The organism is Pirellulales bacterium, from assembly GCA_036499395.1.
Lineage (GTDB): Bacteria > Planctomycetota > Planctomycetia > Pirellulales > JACPPG01 > JACPPG01.
In genome coordinates this window covers 292,787-311,532 of record DASYDW010000129.1, presented here as the reverse complement: position 1 = coordinate 311,532, position 18,746 = coordinate 292,787, and the positions used below count along the sequence as shown (strand labels likewise).

General features: G+C 62.1%; 17 protein-coding genes. 10 read left to right on the top strand and 7 right to left on the bottom strand.

The window, feature by feature from the left end:
- Nucleotides 1-362: 362 nt before the first annotated feature.
- From VGN12_26690 to VGN12_26675, 4 genes are all read right to left on the bottom strand, one after another.
- A complete protein-coding gene (locus VGN12_26690) occupies nt 363-3,761 on the bottom strand; it encodes a hypothetical protein (protein ID HEY4313069.1) in 3,399 nt (1,132 codons plus the stop codon).
- 264 nt (nt 3,762-4,025) lie between these two features.
- Complete coding sequence (locus VGN12_26685) at nt 4,026-6,215, bottom strand: hypothetical protein (GenBank protein ID HEY4313068.1); 2,190 nt, start codon at nt 6,213-6,215, stop codon at nt 4,026-4,028.
- 286 nt (nt 6,216-6,501) lie between these two features.
- The gene (locus tag VGN12_26680; protein HEY4313067.1) at nt 6,502-7,314 is read right to left on the bottom strand and encodes a hypothetical protein; all 813 of its coding nucleotides are present in this window, start codon (nt 7,312-7,314) and stop codon (nt 6,502-6,504) included.
- Between the two features lie 12 nt (nt 7,315-7,326).
- Nucleotides 7,327-7,956 carry an RNA polymerase sigma factor gene (locus VGN12_26675; protein HEY4313066.1) on the bottom strand — a complete coding sequence of 210 codons (630 nt, stop codon included), beginning with the start codon at nt 7,954-7,956 and terminating at the stop codon, nt 7,327-7,329.
- 352 nt (nt 7,957-8,308) lie between these two features.
- On the opposite strand from VGN12_26675, the gene VGN12_26670 reads away from it, so the two are divergent.
- Complete coding sequence (locus VGN12_26670; GenBank protein ID HEY4313065.1) at nt 8,309-8,548, top strand: hypothetical protein; 240 nt, start codon at nt 8,309-8,311, stop codon at nt 8,546-8,548.
- A gap of 131 nt (nt 8,549-8,679) precedes the next feature.
- Here VGN12_26670 and VGN12_26665 read toward each other — a convergent pair whose 3' ends face one another.
- Together VGN12_26665 and VGN12_26660 are read right to left on the bottom strand one after the other, a co-directional pair.
- Nucleotides 8,680-9,444: a response regulator transcription factor gene (locus VGN12_26665; protein ID HEY4313064.1), complete on the bottom strand. Its 765-nt coding sequence runs from the start codon at nt 9,442-9,444 to the stop codon at nt 8,680-8,682.
- A gap of 19 nt (nt 9,445-9,463) precedes the next feature.
- Nucleotides 9,464-10,399: a HAMP domain-containing sensor histidine kinase gene (locus VGN12_26660; protein HEY4313063.1), complete on the bottom strand. Its 936-nt coding sequence runs from the start codon at nt 10,397-10,399 to the stop codon at nt 9,464-9,466.
- Nucleotides 10,400-10,620: 221 nt separating this feature from the next.
- Here VGN12_26660 and VGN12_26655 point away from each other — a divergent pair, with 221 nt between their 5' ends.
- Complete coding sequence (locus tag VGN12_26655) at nt 10,621-11,448, top strand: sugar phosphate isomerase/epimerase family protein (protein HEY4313062.1); 828 nt, start codon at nt 10,621-10,623, stop codon at nt 11,446-11,448.
- A 139-nt stretch (nt 11,449-11,587) separates the two neighbouring features.
- On the opposite strand, the gene VGN12_26650 is transcribed toward VGN12_26655, so the two are convergent.
- Nucleotides 11,588-11,980, bottom strand: a complete 393-nt coding sequence (locus tag VGN12_26650; GenBank protein HEY4313061.1) for a 4Fe-4S binding protein — start codon at nt 11,978-11,980, stop codon at nt 11,588-11,590.
- Between the two features lie 405 nt (nt 11,981-12,385).
- Between VGN12_26650 and def the strand changes: the two genes are divergently transcribed.
- The 8 genes from def (at nt 12,386) to VGN12_26610 (ending at nt 18,234) form a co-directional block, all read left to right on the top strand.
- A complete protein-coding gene (def, locus tag VGN12_26645; GenBank protein ID HEY4313060.1) occupies nt 12,386-12,967 on the top strand; it encodes a peptide deformylase in 582 nt (193 codons plus the stop codon).
- 461 nt (nt 12,968-13,428) lie between these two features.
- A complete protein-coding gene (fmt, locus tag VGN12_26640; protein ID HEY4313059.1) occupies nt 13,429-14,394 on the top strand; it encodes a methionyl-tRNA formyltransferase in 966 nt (321 codons plus the stop codon).
- A gap of 51 nt (nt 14,395-14,445) precedes the next feature.
- Complete coding sequence (locus tag VGN12_26635) at nt 14,446-14,784, top strand: hypothetical protein (protein ID HEY4313058.1); 339 nt, start codon at nt 14,446-14,448, stop codon at nt 14,782-14,784.
- 55 nt (nt 14,785-14,839) lie between these two features.
- Nucleotides 14,840-15,022: a hypothetical protein gene (locus VGN12_26630; protein ID HEY4313057.1), complete on the top strand. Its 183-nt coding sequence runs from the start codon at nt 14,840-14,842 to the stop codon at nt 15,020-15,022.
- 10 nt (nt 15,023-15,032) lie between these two features.
- On the top strand, nt 15,033-15,488 hold the full coding sequence (locus VGN12_26625; GenBank protein ID HEY4313056.1) for a hypothetical protein: 456 nt from the start codon (nt 15,033-15,035) through the stop codon (nt 15,486-15,488).
- Between the two features lie 153 nt (nt 15,489-15,641).
- Nucleotides 15,642-16,892 (top strand): serine hydroxymethyltransferase, encoded by a 1,251-nt coding sequence (glyA, locus tag VGN12_26620; protein ID HEY4313055.1) that lies wholly within the window; start codon nt 15,642-15,644, stop codon nt 16,890-16,892.
- A gap of 75 nt (nt 16,893-16,967) precedes the next feature.
- Nucleotides 16,968-17,969: a DUF1080 domain-containing protein gene (locus tag VGN12_26615; GenBank protein HEY4313054.1), complete on the top strand. Its 1,002-nt coding sequence runs from the start codon at nt 16,968-16,970 to the stop codon at nt 17,967-17,969.
- A 55-nt stretch (nt 17,970-18,024) separates the two neighbouring features.
- Nucleotides 18,025-18,234, top strand: a complete 210-nt coding sequence (locus VGN12_26610) for a hypothetical protein (GenBank protein ID HEY4313053.1) — start codon at nt 18,025-18,027, stop codon at nt 18,232-18,234.
- Nucleotides 18,235-18,746 lie beyond the last annotated feature (512 nt).

Below are 18,746 nucleotides of genomic sequence, written 5' to 3'. Positions count from 1 at the left end.
AGGTAGGGTGCGCCCGTGACGCACCGTCTTTCATTTGTCGTTATGCATCTGCGAGAATCTGCGTCATCTGCGGATCGAAATGTCTTCGATGGCAGTTGGGACGCCGAGAGAACAATGTGGTGCGTCGCGGACGCACCCTACGAAAGACGCACGCCGTCACGAAATGCGTACGCCGTGAGCTGGCGAAAAAAGAAACCCTCGCTGGCGCTTCGGGCTGGTGTTTGTCGCGATCGGTTTTGTGATGATGATGATGATGTGTTTACCCCATTCATCATTCATCACTCATCATTCTGCCTTTGTCGTCACTGCCCTCTGCCGACTTTCTTCGCTCCGTGCCTCCGCGGGTCCGTGGTGTCAGCTTCTCATTCGGCCTGCAGGTCGAAGTCGCGTGGAGTGCGGGCGAGGTAGATGTGATCGAACAGGGCGAATTCGCCGTCGAATGGTGACAACGCCATGCCGGTGAGTGTGAACTCGCCGAAGTCCGCGAACAGGTCGCGTGTGATGACCACCCAATCCGCCGGCAGGTTTCCGTCCAGGCGCATCGCCCCGCCGTAGCTTTCGCCGGGCGCTGGCCCCGCATCGTAGCGGAATTTCAGCGGGTTGGTCGACGGCACCGGTCCCCACTGGCCGTCGTGATTCAATTGCAAGCAAATGCGCTGACCTCCCTGCTTCTTCCAGGCGAATTGCAGATAACGATATTCGCCCGGGCCAGGGTTCTGTCGAATCTTGATGCCCAGGCCTGGCAACGCCGGATTGTAGCGCTGTTCGGGCGTGACCTTCACGCTGGCCGTGCCGGTGAACTTTTCGTCGGTCACGAGAGTCGCCGTGCCGGCCCCCTGGTCCAGGTTCGCGACGAACTCCGGTTGATCCTCGAACAGGGCCAGCGGCCGCTCGGCCGGGATCGGCGTCGGACAATTCTTGAAATCATCCTCGATCGCCGCCAGGTAGATGTGATCGAACAAGGCCGCGGTGCCGTCGCCGGGCGTGAATGCCAAACCGTCGAGTTCGAAGGCGCCAAAGTCGGCGAATAGATCGCGCGTTACCACGTTCCAGCCATACGGCAATCGCTCGCTGACGCGAATCGCCTCGGCATTAAATATGTTGTTCGCTGAGCCTGCCTGATAGCGATAAGCTGGCGGCCCTTGACCGCGCGTCGGCCCCCAATTGCCGTTGGCATTCAATTGCAACAGCACGTTGCCGCCGCCGATCTTTTTCCATGCATAGCGCAGATAGCGATACTCGCCCGGTCCCGGTTTCTCGACGATCTTTACGGCCAGGCCCGGCAGCTTTACGCGAAACTTTTGATCGGGCGTAACTCGCAAGGCCGCTGAACCCGAGTAACGGTCTGTCGATTCCAGAGTCGCGGCGCCTCCTCCTTCGTTCAGCAGCGAAACGAAATGCGATTCGTCCTCGAACACCGGATACAGCTCCGGCGGCGGGCCACCGGCGACGATCTTCACCGCGACCGGCACGGAATTCGAACGCACCTCGGTCCCGCCTCCTGGCCGCGCGATGGCCACGACGGTTACGTTGCCCAGGTCGCCCACGGGGCTATTGAACGGAAAGGCCACCGGCAAGGAGAACTCGATTGCACCGGTCGGGACGTCCACCAACGGCGGCAGGTATTCGGCCGGCAAGCCCGTCAATGTGACCGTGACGGGAAAGGGGAAATCGGCGAGCCTTTGCACCTTGCCGGTCAGTCGACCAGTCTCGCCCGTGCCGGCTTTGGCGTCGACTTTCGGCTCGCCCGTCAGTTCGAGTCGCAGCGGCTGGACCGTGGTCAGGCGTCGGGCGGGGGTGAAGGCGCTCGCGACGGCGTTCTTGCCATCGGCGGACATCAGTTCAGCCTTCACGGCCAAGTCGTAGGGTACGTTCGCCAAGTCGCCCGGCACCAGGATCGTGGCCGCGGCTTCGGTTTGATCGGCGGCGATCGTCGGCGTCCCTTCAAAGCGCAGCGTACGATCGACGTCGTCGACCTGACGCTTTTGATTGTTCTCAGTAACTTCTTTCTGCGGCGTGATCTGACTGGTGACCAACGACAGCCGCACGGCGCCGCCGGCCAGCGGCGCGCGGCGAATTTTCAAACGCGCGGGCAAGCGGCTTCCCAACGGCAATTGCGTGCCTGCCGATTCGGCTTCCCAGACAACGGACAACGAAGCCGCGCCGGTCGAGGCGACCGCCAACTGGCTGCGTAGCCACGGTTGAGACTTCGAGCCTGCGCTCTCGGGCACTAGCGCCGTGCGGACGAGCGCTACGTTCGGGTCGACGGACGTGCCGGTGACCGTGGCAATTCCTTGCCCTGCCCCATCGCCCGTCGTTAGTGACAACAGTGCATCGCTGGCGCCGGCCGGAATCTCGTCATTGGCCACGGTGATCCCCGCGGGCAGATCTGTGACGGCCAACTTGATGGCGCCCTGGTAGCCCATGCGTTGTGCGCGAACGCGGACGATTTGCGCGCCGCCGGCCGGCACTTGCTCACGATCGCCGAAGAGTTCGAGGCGGAAGTCGGGGCGATCGGCCGCGGCAATTGTCAGCCGGTAGGCGTATTCGGGTCCGCCGCGTCCCAATAAATCGCGCACCGCGACGACGACCTTCGTAACGCCCTCCGGCACTTTGAGATCGGTCGTCGGGTCGGTGGTGGTCGGTGAGTCGTCCGCGGCGGCGAGCTGCTCGCCCGATTCCTTGCGAATCGCCAGCACGCCATCCAGCGGCGAGCCGGCGCGGGCCGCCGTGACGTCGAAGCGCAGCGTCTGTCCTGGCGTGACGTTGATCAAATAACGATCTTCTTCACGCAGCGCCAGCAAGCGCCCGTCGAGCGCGACCGGAGCCGTGGCGCTTTGCAAATTCGGGCCGGCGTTGTGCTCGACCACTTCCGTGAGGTCGCCGACGATGATCTGCGGGGCGCTTCCCGATAGGGAGAGTCCCGACGGCAACATGCCTGGCAAAACGCTGGCGCCGCCGGCCAGGTTGGCCTCGATCTTTTGGCCGGGGGCGAGGTTCGTGCCGATCAGCTCGAAGAGTCCCTTCGTGCCGCGGCGGCCTCCCATGGGGAAGACGCCGTCGGCGTAATGAATGTCACCGATCTTCAGGCGAAAATTCCCGGGCTCGGCGCCGCGATAGAGCGCGTCATGCAATTCGACGGTATATCGCCCGTCGGCCGGCAAGGTCGCCACCAATCGCGCGTCACCGGCGATCGCGGGGTTCATCTGTCCCCAAGCGATTTGCGCATTCCGCGCGTCCAGCAAGTGGACGACGGGATTCAGCTTGCTGCCCAGCCGATGGCTCTCGACGTCGACCACCACCCGCTGTCCGGCACGGCCATCGAGCGCGGAGCGGAGAATCGTACCGCCGGCGAGCGATCCATTGAGAGCGACCGGCAGCGCGCCGGTTTCGGCGGCGAACGGACGCTCAGCCAGATGGTCGACGCCCACCAGCACGGCGTTCGAGATGCCGTGACCACTGGTGACCCGCAACGGGTACACACCCGGCGAGACCTGGGCGTCGAGCGTTATTTCGAACTCGAGATGGTTCGCCGCAGTCGAAGGCTTCAACTCCTGCCGCGCGATCGCGAAGGGCAACAGCACGCGCGAGTCCGCGGTCAGATCGGCGCCGTCGATGGCCAGTGTTGTCGTCGCGCCGGTTTGCAAGCCGCGCAGCGACAGTTGACTGATTGTCGGCACGGCAAGGCTATTGCCAGCGACGATTAGTACCACGGCGGGCGTCAGCAACAGGAGGAGGCAAATTCTTCGGAGGTGCGACATCGTCATTGCTTCTCAAGGCAGGTGGGCGGGGCGGGGGCGTGCGTGTCTATCTTGAAACAAGCCCAGCGCGGAAGCAACTACCGACCCGAGATGAGTCGGAGGCAATCGCAAGAAAACCCGGCGTGCCGCCGGACGTTTGCCCGGCAGTGGCATAGCTGGGGCGACGCACGAGAAGGCCCTGTTTTGTTCGTCGGAAGCCTGCTGAGCGTTGGCCAAGGCTACCCGCTGAGTCCCGCAAAGCAGGCCGAAACGCCTAGGCAAACTCTATTTGAACGGATCTTCGTCCGCCGCCGCCGGCGCTGGCTTTTGCGGCTGAGCGTTCTTTCCAACCGGCTGAGCGGTCGGTTTTGCCGCAGTGGCCGTCGGCTGGGCGTCGTCCGTCACAAACGGGTTCTTGATCGGGGCGGATGCGGCGGGAGCCGAGACACGAACTTGCATCGGCTTGGTGCCTGCCGGACGCTGTGCGGCAATTGGCTTCCCGGCGGGGCCCTTTGCGGCGGAGGTCTTCGGAGCGCCGGCCGCGGCGGCCGATTTGCCCGCTGGTGCGGCGATCGTTTCGGTCGGCGTTGGCAACGGTTCGGCCGACGGGTCCTGTGCCGCCGGCGGCGTTGTCGTGTCGCTTGGCGCCGTGGTATCGGCAAACGGATCGTCGCCTGCGGGGGGCGGGGTCTTCGACTCCTCGTCGGACATGGCGGGACCTTCTTGTGCGGCTACCGATTCTTCCGATTCGGCATCCAAAGGCGCCGACTTGTCATCAGCCTGCGCGCCGAACGGGTCGGCTTCATCGGCGTCCGTGGCGGCAGGTTTAGCGGCCGGCTCACTCGCCATCTCTTCGGCAGGCGGTGCATTGAACGGATCGTCGGCCGGAGCGTCAGCGGCTTCCGGAGGCGCGTCAGTCGCAGTTTCCGCTGCCGCATCAGGAGGTGCGTCAGCAGCTTTTGCATCGCCAAAGGGATCGGCTGGCGAATCGGTTGCTTCGGCGGCGGCCGGTGCGTCGGCGGCCATTTCTTCCGAAGCCGGAGCGTCGAAAGGATCGGCAGCCGGCGCGTCGCTTGCGGGCGCATCAGTCGTGCTTGCGTCAGTAGTCGCCGTAACGTCGGCAGCAGGTGCATCGAAGGGATCAGCGGCTGGCGGCTCGGCAGCGTCTGGCGTCGCTGCTACGTCAGCGGCGGGTGCGTCAAAGGGATCGCTGTCCGGCGTGGCGGCCACTTCGGCTTCCTCGGATGCCGGCGGCGGCGCGTCGACCATTTCTTCCGATGGGAGCGGGTCGCCCGCTTCTTCTCCGGGCATGGCTTCCGAAATCTCGGGCTCGCCCGCGGCTTCACCCGGCAAAGCTTCCGAGGGGAGCGCGTCACCGGCCGACTCGCCTGGCATAGCTTCGGATGGTTCTCCTTCACCGCGTTCGGCGCCGGGCAGCGCCTCGGACGGTTCCGCTTCGCCACGTTCTACGCCGGGCAACGCTTCGTCAGGCTGCGCTTCTCCGCGCTCGACGCCCGGCATCGCTTCGGACAATGGCGGCTGTGTCGGCTGCGGTGTGAATACATCGCGGGCCGGCATCTCGCCGGGCAGGTCTTGATCTGCCTCGGCAGCTTCGGCGGCGATGGCGCCGTCGGCCGCGGCCTTGCCTTCCTGCACGGCTTGCAGTGCCGCTGCTTCGGCCGCCTTCACCGCCGGATCCGTTGTGGCGGGGGCTGCATCGTCGGGCGTGTCACCAAACGGATCGGCGCTCGGCGGGGTCGCAGGAGCTTCGACGGCGGGTTCATCCGCCGCGGGTGCGTCGGCGGGCATCGAGTCGGCGGAGGGCTCTTCGGTGACGTCGGCCTCGACGGCCATCTCGGCGGCAGGTTCGGTCTCGGTCGCGGGCTCTGCATCCGCAACGACGCCTTCCTCGGCCGCACCTTCGGGCGCGGGAACTTTGTCCGAGAAGGGATCTTCGTTCGCTACGACCGGCGGCGCCGTGGGGGCGGGACGCTTCTTGGCGGCCGCGGGAGCCGGCTTCATCAACACATCGGGCTCGGCCGAACGAATGCGCTCGTAGCGCTCGTAACGGCGTCGCTGCAAGTCTTGCTGCGCGACAAGTCGCGCCTGAGTTCGCGAACGTTCGAGTATCGCGCGGTCGCGTCCTTGAATGCGCTCCAACGCGCGGCTGATGTCGTAGAAGCGATCGTTCTCGCTGGTCTCTAGCTTCGCGCCGCGATTGAAATCGATCACCGCATCCGGCTCGCGCCCCAATCGCAAGCAGGACAGACCACGGTAGTAATAAACGCGCGGATCTTTGCTGCCGGCCAGCGCTGCCGACGTCAGCGCTTGGTGCGCGCCGACGAAATCTCCCGAGAAGAAATTATGGACGCCGTCTCCGTAGAGTTCATCCAAGGCTGCGCTGTCGGCAATCACAGCCGTGGCGACGAGAAGTGCCACGCCGCACGCCAAGAGGCCGGCAAACCGGGATATCATGCTAGGCTCCGCGAAAGGAATCACGCTGGGCAGTAGCGCTTCGCACGAGGACGCCGACGGCGCACCATGCCCCACACTTTGGTCAGGAACGACTCGAACCAAACGTCCAGTTTGACTGTGGGTTACGTAGTTGTAAACCGAAAAAACCCGAGGTTGAGACGGTCTTTTTCGCGAGGATCCCTCGCAGGCTTACGGCCCACGACAGGACCGATTCAGGCCCGATAAACGGCCCTGGGGCGGGCGATTCGCGACGTTCCGACTTCGGCAAAAGGCTCGGCCGGCGCTGCTATTGGTGACAGGCCGTACAGGCCCGCATCACGACCGCCTGCCCACCGACGGGGAGCAAACCCGCCCGTGTCGCATTGTGGCAATCGCTGCAACAGACGAAGCCCGCCGTGGCCACGGCTGAAGCCAATTGAATGCCGTGCAGGTCGCGGACCTGTTTGGCGTGGGGACGTTCGTCGGTCGACACCTGGCACGTTGCCGGCAGCGACAACGAGGCGAGCCAGTTCAAATCGTGCTTGTCGCTCTGAGGATCGCCGGCGGTTGCCCCCTGCGCAATAGCAGTTGGTGGACCAGGCGGGATGCCCGCCGACGTCGCTTGATAGGTCATCAACGGCCGCGCGCCGGCAGCCGCCGCCACGCCAATGATGACGGCTGCCGCGAACCTGAACAGGTTCGTTCGGGCACGGGTGACACGATTAACAAACGACGCCGGCGGCTCCCCCCGAACCTTACTCAATGCGGATTTAGGCGCCGGTCGTGCCCCGTAACGCCGCGCGGCGGCGTCGGCTCGTATCCAAGCCGGCCGCCAACCGGCTTCGGACAGTCCCTTGAACTCATCGCCCGACAGTTCTTCGCAATGCTGCAAAACGTCGTCCGCGCCGGGCATCGCGACGCGGCCACGGTACCCGGGCAGGCCGGCCGTCTCGTCGGGCTCGATCGCCTCTTGGAACAATTCGACGGCCGGACGCAGCGCCGTGGCCAACCGACGGCACTCGCCGCAGCGCGCCAAATGCTGCTCAACCTGTTCGTCGTTCGCGGCACCCGAAGGGAACGGACCCCGCGTCAAAATATCGAATACGTCGTCACACGTCATTGCTGTGCGTTCCTAATCTTCCGATTGCCGATCGTCGTCGCGCGAGATGTCGTGCTCGCTGCGCGCCGTGTGATCCGTAACCGCCTCTTCCCGCGCTTCTTCTTGCACGAATTCAGCCAGCTTCAACAACCCCCAGCGAACCCGATTCTTGGCCGTGCATAGGCTGCACTGCATCGTCTCGGCGATCTCTTGAAACTTCAGCCCGCCGAAGAATCGCAACCGCAGAGCGTCCGCCTGCACCGTGCTCAATTTCAGCAGTAGTTGTTGCAAAATCTCGCGGCGTTCACGGGCCATTAGGCCCCCCAGAACGCTGTCCGCCTCGCCGGCGCCGACCTCGGCCAAGGAGGCGGGGGCATCGGCCGGCGAATGACTTTCCATCGATACGACCCGCGGGTGCCGCGCCTGTCGGCCGGCATAGCGCCGACACTGATTCAGCAAGATGGTCCACAACCACGTGCGAAAGCCAAACCGCTCGTCGTAGCTGTGCCGCGATTTGTAGGCCGCGAGAAACGTCTCTTGCACGACGTCTTCGGCCGCTTCGACGGTGCCTAGTCGGCTCTCCGCCACGCGCCGCAAAACACGCTCATACCGATGCACCAATTCGGCAAACGCCCCCGGATCGTCCCGGTTGGCGCGGCGCATTAGTTCTACGTCGGATTCGTGCATCGAAAGAGCGCGGAAGAAGCGTTGGGCGGGGGGAGGGCTCGGCACCGAAAGAAACTCGCGAGCAGACCCATTCTGCCATGCGCGGGATGCGTTAGGCAAACAGATTATTTGGCGCTTGCTGGTGATCGATCGCCGCCGCGCGTCGCATCGAAATTTGTGCATTAGTGCCGTCGTCGTTGCTAGCCCCCCAGGTAGGCATCGGGACCGGCACCACGGGGTATGCGGCGACGGCTGGCACACCACTTGCAAGAAGGGGTTTTGACGGGGAACTCAACGGGCCTTCGTTCGACCGCCCTTGCAATCTGATGCGAAAGCACAGGAGCGAACGATGTTTTATCTCTATGGTTCAAAACCACGAGTGCCCCTGCGACTGGTCGCCACGTTTGGCTCGGAAGAGCAACTGCGATCTTACGTGCATTGGGCTACGCTGACCGACGCGGGCGGCTTCTGGAAATTCGAACAGGGGAGCGCTCTGGCCGGCTATGACGCCTGGAGCTATTCCTCGGCCCCCCTGACCGACGAAACTGCTAGTCGGGTCCTACACAATCCAACATCCAGCATGTTATAAGCTCGGGCTTCGAAGGTTCATTGTGCTTGCCGAGCGATCAGCGCACGTAGTGAAATGAATTCCAGGGAAATAAACCCCAAAAATCAGTGCGCTACCGTTAGCTGCTCGGCTTTGTGGGTTCGCAATTATCTCTAGGATGCCGGCTCTTCGGCCTCTTCTTCTTTCGAGACGAAGCGATAGCCCGACCCGCGCACCGACAAGAAATGTCGTGGGTGATCGCGGTCGACTTCGAAATATCCGCGCAACCGCGAAATGAAATTGTCGACGGTGCGCGTGGTGGGATTGCCGGACAATCCCCAGACATCATCCAGCAACTGCGATCGTGTAATGACCGAGCCTTCGTTCTCGATGAAGTAGCGCAGCACTTTCATTTCCAAGGTGGTCAGGCGGAGGTTCTTGCCGTCGACCGTTACTTTGAACGTGTCGAAGTTCACTCGCGCGCGGCCGAATTCATATTCGTCGCCGATCTTACGCGGCGCCGGTCGCGAGGGCGCCCGCCCACGCCGGGCCAACAGATTGCGGACCATCGCCAGTAGCTCGTCCAGATCGAACGGCTTTTCCAGGTACTGATCGGCGCCGACGTCCATGCCGCGAATGCGATCTTCGGTCAGCGTGCGAGCGCTGAGCATCAGCACCGGCACGTCATTTCCCTTCTCGCGTAATCCCTCGCAGACGGCGTAACCGCTCATGCCAGGCAGCATCAGGTCCAGGATCACCAGATCAATCCCGGCGGACTCTTCTTCGAGCAGCCGTAGCGCCACCGGCCCATCGCCGGCCAGCGAAACGCGATACCCCTCGGCCTCGAGGTTGTACTTGATACCGATCGCCAGATGCTGTTCGTCCTCGACGATCAGAATGTGCTTGGCATCGGCCATGGCAGCCATCGTAAAAGCCATCCCCGCTGTAATTCGTACGCTACGCCGCCGATTGTTGCGGCACCGCCTCGTGGCCGGGCAGTTCGACCTCGAACACGCTGCCACGCAGTGTGCCGCGACCGCGCACGTTGACCTTTCCTCGCATTCGCTTCACCAACGTGCGCACGATGAACAGTCCCAGCCCGGTGCCGGTCTTCGAGCGTTCCAGTTCGCTGCCGATGCGAAAGAAGCGGCCGAATATCTTGCGCCGCATGTTGATAGGAATGCCCGGCCCGTTGTCGATGATCCGCGTGACCACGGTCCCTCCGCCGGCCACCCACGATTGCACGAGGACCTCCGGCGTATCGCCCGAATATTTCAAGGCGTTGTCGATCAAGTTGCGGAACACAATTTCAACGTCGATCGGCTGCCCTCGCACTAGGGCCGGTTGCACGTCGAGCGTGATCGTCTCGTCAGGCAGTCGATAGTGCATGCAGGCCGTTTTCGCGCAGCCGCGCAATACGTCGGCCAGCTCGACGTCGATCGTTTCGTCGGCCGGCGGGGCCTGGTTCAGCCGGGCCGTATCGAGCATGTGGTTGATCAACGAATCGAGCCGCTGTAGATCGTCCAGCATGAAGCGATGAAAGTCCGCTTGTTGGGCTTCGGTGACATTGCGCCGCGACAAGGTTTGCACGTACAGCTTCAACGAAGCCAGAGGCGATTTCAGCTCGTGCGTGACACTATCGATGAAATTCGACTGCCGTTGATTGAGCCGAATTTCCTTGATTGATATCAGCAGATAGAGCACCACGCCGACCAGCACCAGCGCCAGGAACGTGGTCCCCACGGCCAGGATCGCCCACCAATAACCGCTCGCAGAAGCGCGGTTGGCCGCCACGACGACGACCAGCACCCAACCCACCGTCAGCGCAACCAGCAGCACGATCATCACCACGCCCAGCGTGATCGGCCAGCCTAGCGAACGTCGGGTCAGCATGCGGTTTCTCGGAAGATCCTTGGATTACGGCGAGCGGTGCGCCAATGTCTCGCTTGCCGAAGTATGATCCGCGGCGGCTGACGTGGGCACGCGTCGTGTTTCAGCCTATCCCCAGCCCGTGGGGCGTCAAGCAAGCGCGGCTTGCCGGCCGAACTTGCTACCGCTAGGCTCGTCGGCAGCCATGAACTCATCCTGATTCAAACGATTCCCGCTGTGAACCGATGAAATTCGCCATTTGCAACGAGACCTTTCTGGACTGGCCGTTTGACAGGGCCTTCGACTTCGCACGCGAGTGCGGATACACGGGCATCGAGATCGCGCCGTTCACGATCGCCACCGACGCCAACGAAATTACCGCCAGCCGTCGGGCCGAGGTGCGCCGCCAGGCCGAGGCCGCGGATCTCGAAGTTGTCGGCCTGCACTGGCTGCTGGCCAAAACGTCGGGCTATTACCTGACCAGTCCGGACCGTGCCGTGCGCGAGCGGACAGCGCAATACGTTCGCGAACTCGCCCATCTCTGCCGCGACCTGGGAGGCCGGATTATGGTCTTCGGCTCGCCGCAGCAGCGCAACCTGCTGCCAGGCGTGTCGCTCGAGCAAGGGCTGGAGTACGCGGCCGAAGTCTTTCAAGCGGTGCTGCCGACACTGGAAGAGACCGACGTCACACTGGCCGTGGAACCACTCGGCCCGGCCGAGGGAGATTTCCTGCTCACGGCCGATGCCGGCGCGAAGCTGGTCGAAATGGTTGGTTCGCACCACTGCCGGTTACATCTGGATTGCAAGGCGATGTCGAGCGAGGGGACGCCGATCCCCGACATTATTCGTAAGCACGCCGGAATTCTCGCGCACTTTCACGCCAACGACGCGAACCGGTTGGGGCCAGGATTTGGCGACCTCGACTTCGTGCCGATCTTCGCGGAGCTGGGCATGATCGACTACCGGGGCTGGGTGTCGGTCGAAGTGTTCGATTACACGCCCGGCATCGAACGGTTGGCGCGCGACAGCATCGAGTACATGCAATCGTGCCTGGCGGAAATAACGGAAAGCTAAGTGCAAAACTGGCTTTAAGTAGGGTGCCCTGTGGGCACCAGTGATGACGCGCAATCACATTCGTGCGCGCTGACATGTGCCTGGCGAGAAAGAGAAGATGGTGCTCGCAGAGCACCCTACGAAATGGGCGCGAGCGTGTTTAGCCGCCGGCCTTGAGCTCGGCCAGGTGCTGGGCGGTGCCGACCAGGCGATCCCAGTTTTCTTGGATGTACTCCGGCGGGCCCCCGATCACGGCCACGGTCTGCGCCACCAGTTCGGTCGGAACCATTTCGATCGCGTCCCACGGGCAGACCGTCAAATCGTACGGGTCGGTCTTCTTGCGCGGGATGTGAACGCAAACCTCGCAACCGACGCAACGCTCGATGTCGATCTCGCACCAGCTTTGCAAGTTGAACATGCCGTCGTATTGCTGCACTTTCACGATGCAGTCGACGGGGCAGACTTCAAGGCACGCTTCGCAGCCGGTGCAATTGTCGGCATTGATGACGGCCAATTCCTTGGGGAGCTTCTTGCGAGGGCCTTGTTTGGCCATGACGATCGATTCCTCAAAGCGCTTGATTCAGCCGGAGCCGGAGACAGCCGAGAATCGGGCCGCTCGACCACCGACGATCGATAGCCGCCACGATTTTCAGACGCGGTCGGCCGTGGTCAGACACCCAATCATAGGGAGAAATCGGGCGATCGCCAACCGCGCGATCACTGACGGTCGTAATTTCCCGGCGGCGACAGGCTGCAGGCTACTATAAGCCCACCTGAATCATGATTATCTCGGTGACGTTTTCCCGGCACGCTGGCGTTCCGGCCGGCAAGGATTCGGCATCTCGATTCCGCCGGCTAAAACCGAGACTTCATCGCGGGGCCGCGCAGAACTATAATTCCGGCAACAACTTCAATCGCCAGCAACCCCCCGGAATTCGATCTACGGAGACCACCCGGCTTGAGGATTATTCAGTTTCCCCACCCCACGCTTCGCCGGACGTCCAAACCGCTGCGCCGCGTCGACGACGAGCTGCGCCAGATCGTCCGGAATATGTTCGACCTCATGTACCAGGCCAAAGGGATCGGCTTGGCGGCCAACCAGGTCGATTTGCCGTACCGGATGTTCGTCCTGAACCTGACCGGCGACGCTGCCCAACCGGACGAGGAGCAGGTCTTCATTAATCCTATGCTGAGCGAACCCAAGGGCTCGGCCGAGGCCGAAGAGGGCTGCCTGAGCCTGCCGGGTCTGTACGCCGACGTGCGTCGTCCCGAGATCATCACCGTCAGCGCTTACAACCTGATGGGGCAGGAGATCGAAGAGACGATCGACGGCCTGTTCGCCCGCGCGGTGCAACACGAGACCGATCATCTGAACGGCGTGCTCTTCATCGATCGCTTGAGCCCCATGACGCGGCTATCGCTGAAGGACGAGTTGGAGGAGTTCGAGATCGAATTCGCCGACCGCCGCCAGCGCGGCGAGATCCCTGACGATGAGCACATCTCGGCCCGCCTGGCCCAACTGGAAGAATTGCGCACCTGACGCGCGGGATAGGCCTGTCCTCGCAAGGTGCCGCCCGAAGTAGCAGCTTGCCACAGAGCACACAGAGAGCACCGAGAGGAATAAAGGGGAGCGTCCTCTTCGTGGCATTTGAAGACGTCGATCCGCAGATTACGCAGATGGACGCAGATTGAAAAAAGCTCGTCCCTTTGCGAGAACGCAAGCATTTTTGCTTGGTAGGGTGCCCTGTGGGCACCACCGACGACGCGAGATCACGTTCATACGCGTTGACACGTGTTCGGCGAGAGTGAAAAAGATGGTGCTCGCAGAGCACCCTACGAAAGGGGGCGCGAGCTGGCACACGCATCACTCAAAACATTGGCCTTGTTTTCTCTGTGAACTCGGTGGCTACCCGTCGTTCGAATTCATCTGTGCAATCTGCGGATGGATTTGTCCTTAAAGAGACTTCCGAGTGGGCTCGCGGTCGACGAAGGTGAATCAGTATGCGACTTGTCATGTTCGGCACGGGGCCCTTTGCTGCTCCGACGTTTCGTGCGCTGTTTGATACGTCGCACGACGTCGTCGCGCTGGTGACGCAGCCGCCGCGCGTGGTGCGTGGCAAGGTCGTGGCCGCGGCCAGTCCGCTGCGCGACGAGGCCGTGCAGCGCGGCACGCCGATTCTCGATCCCGAGGATGTGAACACGGCGGCAGCGCAAGCACAGCTCGCGGAGTATCGGGCCGATCTGTTCGTGGTCGCCGATTACGGGCAGATCCTCTCGCTCGAGACATTGGCTCTGGCCCCGCGCGGGGCGATCAATTTGCATGGTTCACTGTTGCCGAAGTTTCGCGGAGCCGCGCCAATCAATTGGGCCCTCTATCGCGGTGATAAGGAAACCGGCGTCAGCACGATTCACATGACGCCGCGCGTCGATGCTGGGCCGGTGTTGGCGCAAGCCCGCACGCCGATCGATGCGGACGAAAACGCGGTCGAACTGGAAACCAGGTTGGCCGCGATCGGGGCGCCGTTGGTTTTGGAAACCATCGCCGCGATCGAATCCGGCACAGCGGCCGCGCTACCACAGGACCTGGCGTTGGCTACGAAGGCGCGGCGACTGCGAAAAACCGACGGTGCGATCGATTGGTCGCGCCCGGCGCTGGCGATCAAGAACCAGGTACGCGCCTTGCAACCGTGGCCGAGGGCATACACCGATTGGTTGCGCACCTCGGGCGAGCCGATGCGGCTGATTATTGGCCGCGTCGATGTTCGTGACGATGCACGCTCAGCCGTGCCCGGTACGGTGATCGCGGCCGACAAGCACGAATTGGTGATCGCCGCCGGCGAAGGGGCAGTTTCGCTACTCGAAGTTCAGCCGGCTGGGCGGCAAATGATGCCGGTGGCCGATTTTCTTCGGGGTCATCCGCTACGGCCGGGCGAGAAACTCGGAATCATGCCCGAAAGCGCGCCGTAATCTACGTTGGAAAGCGGTTTGCGTCATGTCGTGTTGGGACAATCGCCACGCATGGGTGGTGACTACAATGATGCCATGGGCGTGGATTCGCAAATCCCCGACGGGCAGGGCAATATTGACTGGAATACTTTTCCCCCGTCACTATTTGGTCTTTTTTCGCTCATGTGCGCCGGTTTTTGGGGAACGTCAATTTTTGGTTACTGGCAGGCTGTGCCATTCGTGTTGCTGGGATCAGCATTAGGCATCCTTGGCTTGATCGTTGCACGACGAAGATTCACCGCGAACAAGCGAGGCTCTCGCTGGATGTCGCTAATCATGGGCGCGGGGTTATGCATTCTCGGCATTATTGCGAACGCCGGTCTTTTCGCCGTCGCTCTCGTTGACCTTTAGACCCACCGAGCCGCACCGGCATCGCCCACTCGCGCGCCCTGCGGAATGGTGGCGGGTGAGTAAGAAGCTCCGCAACGTAAAGTGCGCTTTCGCAATGGTCACCTGTTACTACAATTTTTGCTGGCAGCCCATGAAGTCTGGGACTAGCGGCAAGCTGCGGTCCACCGCTGCCCTGATGGCCGGACCGGTCGGGAACGTCTGGTCGTTCGGCGAATTGTTCGATCGCGTGATTGATTAGAGTGGTCGCCATGAAATCGCTCCCGCCCACCCGCCGACGCTGGTTCCGGTTCAGCTTGCGGATGCTGTTCGTAATGGTGACGGTATTAGTCTTCGCAATTTGGATTGGCTTAGAGTGGAAGATGGTCCGCGATCGCGCCAAGATCTTGGCCGCGAATCACACGCGATGGTCGGTGACAGAAACCGAGGCGCGGTATTACGGACCGAACAATGTCTATGTGAAATACTTTGACCTGCGAGGGCCTGTCTCGACCTCATTCATCCGCCGCTGCATGGGAGACGAAGCCGTTGTATTGATCTCGGCACCGCCGGACGGATGGGCTGCGGATATCGAAACCATTCGCCGTCTCTTTCCCGAGGCCGTCGTGGCCGAGGCGTATGATTATCTGAAAACAGTGAAGGCAAGAGATTACATAATTCACCGCAGGGGGGAGCTGGGTAGAGCGCCGAAAAAGATCTTGCAATAAGCCCGTACACAGTTCTCCGCCATTATCGGCGAAATGGCCCGATTGACGATCCCGCCGCCGCTTCGGAGAATACACGGCTTCGCTCTTTTCGGACGGTTTCAGCCGGTTCCGAGTCGCGCTTTATCGATGGCTCCCTGGAGGTCGTGGACCCCGATGAATTTTGTAGAAAAAGAAGATCCTGAAGTCTGGGCGGCCATCGCCGGTGAAATCGAGCGCCAGGAAGACGGCCTCGAAATGATCGCCAGCGAAAACTATACGAGCGCCGCGGTGATGCAGGCCGTCGGCAGCGTGCTGACGAACAAATACGCCGAAGGCTACCCTGGCCGTCGCTACTACGGTGGCTGCCAATGCGTGGACGTTGCCGAGGACTTGGCCCGCGACCGTGCGAAGAAGCTGTTCGGCGCCGAGCATGCCAACGTGCAGCCTCACTCGGGCAGCCAGGCCAATCTGTGCGTCTATCTCACCGCGCTCGAAGTCGGTGACACCGTGCTTGGGCTCGACCTGGCCCACGGCGGACACCTGACGCACGGCATGAAGCTGAACATCTCGGGCAAGCTCTATCATTTTTTGAATTACGGCGTCCGCCGCGAAGATCACCGCATTGATTTCGATCAAGTGGCCCGCCTGGCGCGCGAACATAAGCCGAAGATGATCGTCGCCGGCGCGAGCGCCTACCCACGTGAAATCCCGCACGACAAATTCGCCCAGATCGCGCGCGATTGCGGTGCGAAGCTGTTTGTCGACATGGCGCACTATGCCGGCCTAGTCGCCGCCGGATTGCATAACAGTCCCGTGCCGCTGGCCGACTTCGTCACGACGACCACGCATAAGACACTGCGCGGCCCGCGCGGCGGATTGTCGATGTGCAAAGAGGAGTATGCCAAAGATCTGGACCGCAATTTGTTCCCTGGCATCCAAGGTGGACCGCTGATGCACGTCGTGGCCGGCAAGGCGGTTTGCTTCGGCGAGGCTTTACGTCCCGATTTCAAGGACTATGCGAAGCGGATTGTCGCCAACGCGAAAGTGCTGGCCGATGCGCTGCTGACCGGCGGCGTACGACTGGTCAGCGGTGGTACCGACAATCACTTGATGCTGGTCGACGTCACACCGCTGGGACTTGGCGGTAAAAAGGCCGAGGAAGTTCTCGACCTGTGCGGCATCACCGTGAACAAAAACATGATCCCGTACGACGAGCGCAAGCCGATGGATCCGTCGGGCATCCGCGTCGGCACGCCCGCCCTGACGACGCGCGGCATGAACACGGACGAGATGAAGCGCGTCGGCGCCTGGATCATCGCATCGCTGAAAGGGGCGGACGATCCGGCCACGATCAAGCGCATCCGCGGCGAGGTTTCGACGCTTTGCAAATCGTTCCCCGTTCCGGCCGCTGTTCTGAAAAACTAACGGCGCGCTTCCAGAGGCCGCGCCTGGCGTGTTCCCACCGCATTTTAGGCCCACCGCAACTTCGAGGATGACATCATGACTCGCTCCTGTTCGACCTGTGCCGCATTGTTGCTCGCAGTATTCACGATCTCTTCGTTCGCACCGCTGCACGCGGCGGACAAGGCCAAGCTCGTGGCCACGAGCGTCGCCGATGCCGGGCCGGATTACCAGGTGCAGGGAGAGTACACGGGCGAGGTGAAGATCAATGGCGAGCCGCGCAAGGTAGGCATGCAAGTCATTGCGCTCGGGGACGGCAAGTTCGACGCCGAGGCGTATCCCGGCGGCCTGCCGGGGGACGGTTGGAACAAAGAGGCGGGACGTCGGCATCGCAGCGGCGAGACTAAAGACGGAGTGACCACGGTCAGTGGGGATTCGCGCACTGGACGGATCGAAAAGGGCCTTATCACGATCAAGGATTCCAGCGGGACCACGTTGGGCGAACTAAAGCGCGTCGAACGCAAAAGCCCCACGCTCGGTGCGAAACCACCTGCGGGCGCTGTCGTCCTGTTTGATGGAACTTCGGCCGATAAATGGAACGGCGGTCACCTGACCGACGACGGCCTGCTGGCCGTGGGCGGCACGAGCAAACAAAGCTTCAAAGATTTTCAGTTGCACATCGAATTTCAGACTCCTTTTATGCCGACCGCGCGGGGCCAGGGACGCGGTAACAGCGGCGTCTACTTGCAAAACCGCTACGAACTGCAAGTTCTGGACTCTTTCGGGCTGGAAGGCCAGAACAACGAGTGCGGCGGTTTTTATCAGATCAAAACGCCCGACGTGAACATGTGCTTCCCGCCGCTCGCCTGGCAGACCTATGACATAGACTTTACTGCGGCTCGCTTCGACGACGCGGGCAAGAAAACGAAGAACGCCGTCGTCAACGCGCAACACAACGGCGTGACGATTCACGACAAGTTCGAACTCCCCCATTTGACCCCCGGCGGTCTTCCGCAAGAGGCTCCCGGCGAAGGACCCTTCATGTTGCAGAATCACGGGAATCCCGTGCGCTTCCGCAACATCTGGGTCGTGGAAAAATAGAATCAAGGCAACTATGATCTCGCGGGCTCATTATTTCCAAAGACGACAGGCACTCATGGCCGACCGGCAGCCACTGGTACGAGCGATGCGATACCCTTACGAAACTTCCGACGAGCGCCGCGCCCGGTTGATCCGCATCCGGCAGGAGATCGCCGCTGGCACGTACGAAACCTCGGCCCGCATGTCGGCGGCCGTCGCGGCGCTAGCATCCGAACTTAAGGGTCGCGTCAACCTTGCCGGCAAAGCCCGTCGCCGCCCGAAGTAGCCTCTAGGGCCACGGGGGCGTCCGTTGGACGCTGCCGCTAAACCCGGCTCTCGGTGCGTTCCAATGCATTCCGGCTTTCTGCACGCCTTTCCGGCGATCTCTGCCGCCGCGCGATCTCTTGTCGACGCGCCGTCGTAGGAATGCTCGAGGCCAACGAACAACAAGTGGCCGTGCGAATTCTTTGCGGGACCGAATGCGGCGGCAAACTTTTGGCCGTCGGGGAACGTCCTAAGCATTCGCGCGGTAGAATGTTAATGCCGGGTTGCAGAGCTAACCGGCGGGTGCGGCAGAAAAAAATCGAAAATTCCGCCACACCCGCCGGCTCATCCGGCCGATGTAATTTGCAATCAGTGACCATGCTATTTCGAGCCAAGCCTCTCGCCTTGGATTCCGTCGGAGGTGCCAACCCAAAAAGCGTGAATCGGGGTCCTCGACCGGCCGTGCTTAGCACTGCCTGACCTCCGTTCTTCTCGCAGCGACTCCACCGTCGCAATCGGCGGGAGGTTGGATTT